Origin of the sequence: Bacteroides sp. HMSC067B03, from assembly GCF_001811315.1 — a bacterium.
GTDB lineage: Bacteria > Bacteroidota > Bacteroidia > Bacteroidales > Bacteroidaceae > Bacteroides > Bacteroides faecis.
In genome coordinates this window covers 1-4,260 of the sequence record NZ_KV804376.1, presented here as the reverse complement: position 1 = coordinate 4,260, position 4,260 = coordinate 1, and the positions used below count along the sequence as shown (strand labels likewise).

General features: G+C 42.2%; 3 protein-coding genes. 1 reads left to right on the top strand and 2 read right to left on the bottom strand.

Annotation, left to right across the window (positions count from 1 at the left end; translation table 11 throughout):
• Window positions 1-249: 249 nt before the first annotated feature.
• Both HMPREF2794_RS15795 and HMPREF2794_RS15790 read right to left on the bottom strand, forming a co-directional pair.
• Window positions 250-1,533, bottom strand: coding sequence for an energy transducer TonB (locus HMPREF2794_RS15795; RefSeq protein WP_010537031.1), 1,284 nt, complete (start codon window positions 1,531-1,533; stop codon window positions 250-252).
• A complete protein-coding gene (locus HMPREF2794_RS15790; protein WP_010537032.1) occupies window positions 1,530-2,042 on the bottom strand; it encodes an RNA polymerase sigma factor in 513 nt (170 codons plus the stop codon). Before HMPREF2794_RS15790 ends, HMPREF2794_RS15795 begins: the two co-directional genes overlap by 4 nt.
• A gap of 212 nt (window positions 2,043-2,254) precedes the next feature.
• Here HMPREF2794_RS15790 and HMPREF2794_RS15785 point away from each other — a divergent pair, with 212 nt between their 5' ends.
• Window positions 2,255-4,108 carry a vWA domain-containing protein gene (locus HMPREF2794_RS15785; RefSeq protein ID WP_070751868.1) on the top strand — a complete coding sequence of 618 codons (1,854 nt, stop codon included), beginning with the start codon at window positions 2,255-2,257 and terminating at the stop codon, window positions 4,106-4,108.
• The last annotated feature ends 152 nt before the right edge of the window (window positions 4,109-4,260 follow it).

Here is a 4,260-nt window from a genome sequence, read left to right as displayed (position 1 = left end):
GACAATAGAATCTACTTAATTCTCGAATGTATATATCCCCTATAATAGATGTTTTTAACTTCTGATTTGTAACAAGAGGATGCGAAGGACTAATATACTCACCTACCACCTCCCCCTACGGGTACTCCTCCTTCCCGAAGGAGGAGATTTGAGATACTAACGACTTTTTAGTCGGCCCCAATAAAGATACTGCCTACTTTTTTATTTAATTCATTTCCATACAGAAATGAATCAAACTTTTGATGTTGCTTAGAATTTGACGGTTACTTCTGCAATTTTGTTTCCATAAGTCCAGTCTGGTCCTTCCAGAATCAGGCGTATAGCTTCCTTATCTAATGATTTGCAAAGACTTTCTTTGACTCTGATAAAGTAAGGACGCCCTTCCTTGTTTACGCGGAAAGTCAATACAACCTTTCCTTTGACTTTAGCGCAAGCTTCGTCTGTGGGATGAATCAAGTTCTTTTTGAGATACTTTTTATACTGTTTCATTCCCATCACGGGCTTCGGAGCAACAGAACTCTGCGAATTGCCAGAGCCTTTTAATGTATCGGATTCTTTTGATGTATCGGAGTTTTGCAAGATACCCGGAGCCTTTTTCAAGTCTTCTATTGAAACGGTGGAGACGGCTCCTGTTACAGTCCTTTTTTTCTGTGTGCCATATCCTACTACCACGACTTCATCCAGTGTTTGTCTGTCACTTTCATTCATAGCTATGAGCATTGTCTGACTGGTGTCTACTTGCATATCAATGCGATTATAACCGATATAATTGATGGTTAAATCTTCATTACCTTTCATTTTGATCAATGAGAATTCTCCGTTGAGGTCTGTTATGGTTCCGATATTGGTTCCTTTATAACAGATATTAGCTCCAACGAGTGGTTCTCCATTTTCATCTGTTACCTTTCCTCTGATGATGTTGTTGGCTTGGGCAGTCAATTTAGTAATTTTCATCTTTTTTCTGTCAGACTCGGAGACTGAAGTATCTGTAGCCATCGCTACAGTCACCTCTTCCGAAACTTCAGCTGGAGTAATCACTTCTTCCATGACCGGAGCTGGTGTAGGAACGGTCGTAGATGCTTTGGCAGGTATTGTTGCGGGAGTTGCTGCGGCAGGAATCTCTCGGGATTTAGAAGCTTCTTTGGTCTTGGCCACTATATCTTTTCCGACTATTTCCTTTTCGGTAGGGATGTGGCTGGAATCTGGGGTCATCTTTTGTATGGATACGGAAGAAACTTGCTCTAATACATTATCTTCTATACTCTGTTTCAGTAACAGAAAATAGCTGCTGATTCCGATTCCTATCATCAGACAGGCAGCGATGCTCCAGGTGATGGCATACTTATTTCTTTTCTTGGCCGAATGAGCGTTTACCCTCATCCGCAATTGACGAATCTGCTGTTCGTGATCCCCTTCTACTTGGTGGTACCCATCCATAGCATCGGCCAGAAAAGGATCTTTCATCGACTCTTTTTCCAGTCGATGCGCCTCTTTTCCTTTGCGGAGTCCTCGTATGTAGTCCAATAGTTTCATAGGGTTTGTTTCTTGATACAAATTTTTAAGTTTCGCTTTCCGTTCTGGATATAGCTTTTCACGTTATTGAGCGTAAATCCGGTTTGTTCCACAATATCCGCATACGACATTTCTTCTAAGAAGAAACGTGTAATGCTAGTCCGTTGTTCTTCGGGCAGCTTTTCCAGACAATGATGCAATGCCTTTAGCTGATCTTCCGAACTTTCCTCTTCACTTAATAGATGCAGAAATTCGTCGGATTCCATAATATTAATGGTGTAATCTAACGGAATTTCTTTGTTTTCCTTTCGTAACAGTTGCAGACAGTGATTCTTCGCTACCCGGTAGAGCCACGGCCTGAACACTTTTATTTCATAGTTACTGATCTTAGGCAGCAAGTCTTCGAACATCTGCATGACTGCTTCTTGCGCCCGGTCCTCATCTTGCAGATATTTCAGGCACAGTCCGTACGTTAACGGGATATAACGGTTGTATAATTCACCGAAATATTCCGAATCCCCGGACTTCATGTAGTGCGTCAGTAGTTCCTCGTCCGTTAACTTTGATATGTTTCTTTTGAAAAACAGAACTTTTTTTGCTGTCAAAGATAGACATAGCAATTAGAAATAGCAACGTGTAGAAGAAAAATAAAAAAAACTTCGATTGGTTTATGGAATCCGTGTGGAATCTGCATCTCTATAGTAAAAGCGAATTAGTTGTAACATTTTAAAAAGATAAAGTTATGAAGACAAACCAATTCAGAGCAATGATGCTCGCAATGATGTTAGTGATTACCACATTGGGTACGGTATGGGCACAACCTTTGATTGTAAAGGGAACGGTGACAGATGGATCGGACGGTTCTCCGTTGGTAGGGTGCTCGGTGACTGTAAAAGGAACCTCTCGTGGGGCTATTACAAACCTGCAAGGGCGGTATAGTATTGAGGCAAAAAAGGGAGAAACGCTTGTTTTTAGTTATATTGGTTTTGAAAAAGCAGAAAGGGTCGTGCGTTCGGAAAAGATCAATGTAAGCCTTAAAGTAAGTTCGTCGGAAATACTGGAAGAATGTGTTGTCGTTGGATACGGCACTCAACGGAAGATGACAGTCACCGGAGCTGTCTCGACCGTAGATCTGGCAAGCCTCAGACAACCGGCTGTATATATGGACGCGGTAAATACGGAAGAATATCAATCAATCCATGAAAATGGTTTCAAGCAAGTGGGCGAGTTTCCGCTTTCTACTTTTTCCATTGATGTGGATGCTGCTTCTTACAGTAATATGCGCCGCTTTATCAACAGCGGTACATTACCCGTTGCCGATGCTGTCCGTACAGAAGAATTAGTGAATTATTTCTCTTACGATTACGCAAAGCCGACCGGAACTGATCCGGTGAAGATAACCATGGAAGCAGGTGTTTGCCCTTGGAATACGGCTCACCGTCTGGTACGTATCGGACTGAAAGCGAAAGAAATCCCGACTGACAACCTGCCGGAATCCAATCTGGTGTTTCTGATTGATGTTTCCGGCTCGATGTGGGGACCTACCCGTTTGGACTTGGTAAAGTCGTCTCTGAAGTTATTGGTGAACAACTTGCGTGATAAGGATAAGGTAGCGATTGTAGTGTATGCAGGCAATGCCAGTGTGAAACTGGAATCGACTCCGGGCAGTGACAAACAGAAAATACGGGATGCGATAGACGAGCTTACATCCGGTGGCTCTACCGCTGGTGGTGCAGGTATCCAACTGGCTTATAAGGTGGCTAAGCAAAACTTCCTTCCTAAAGGAAACAATCGGATTATCCTTTGTTCCGACGGCGATTTCAATGTGGGTGTTTCTTCTGTGGAAGGCCTGGAGCAACTGATAGAAAGAGAACGTAAAAGTGGAGTATTTCTGAGTGTGTTGGGCTATGGAATGGGTAACTACAAAGATAACAAAGGACAGGCTTTGGCTGAAAAAGGAAATGGAAATCATGCCTATATAGACAACTTGCAGGAAGCCAATCGTGTTTTGGTGGGTGAGTTTGGAGCTACACTTCATACGGTAGCCAAGGACGTGAAACTGCAAGTCGAATTTAATCCTGCTCAGGTACAGGCATATCGTCTGGTTGGTTATGAGAGTCGTTTGCTGAAAGATGAAGATTTTAATAATGACGCCAAGGATGCCGGCGAACTGGGAGCCGGACATACGGTAACCGCTTTCTATGAAGTGATTCCCGTAGGCGTGAAGAATGACTATGTAGGAAAGGTGGATGATCTGAAATATCAAAAGAAACAAAAAGAAACGGTGAAACCAACCGGTTCCAATGAATTGCTGACCGTAAAATTACGCTATAAAGCTCCGGATAAAGACGTCAGCAAAAAGATGGAGCTTCCCTTCGTGGATAACAAAGGAAATAATGTTTCTTCCGATTTCCGCTTTGCCTCTGCCGTAGCTATGTTCGGTCAGTTGCTCCGGAACTCTGATTTCAAAGGGGATGCAAGCTATGATAAGGTGATTGAACTAGCCAAACAAGGACTGAATAATGATGATAAAGGATACAGAAGAGAATTTGTCCGTCTGGTTGAGACTGCTAAAGGGATAACACCTAAGGATTAAAGCCTACATGAGTCGATTGATAGAACACTGGTAAAAACAGATGTAATCATCGAATAGATAACTATTTCGTTTAACTAATTTGAGTTCGTTCCAAAATCAGTATGAAATAAGAATGAATATGGATCAATGAATAAATCTGAGGGATGAAATTA

Bases quoted from the DNA above. Each gene is read 5' to 3' on its own strand.
- HMPREF2794_RS15785 (WP_070751868.1), top strand. From the start codon at position 2,255: ATGAAGACAAACCAATTCAGAGCAATGATGCTCGCAATGATGTTAGTG.
- HMPREF2794_RS15795 (WP_010537031.1), bottom strand. From the start codon at position 1,533: ATGAAACTATTGGACTACATACGAGGACTCCGCAAAGGAAAAGAGGCG.
- HMPREF2794_RS15790 (WP_010537032.1), bottom strand. From the start codon at position 2,042: ATGAAGTCCGGGGATTCGGAATATTTCGGTGAATTATACAACCGTTAT.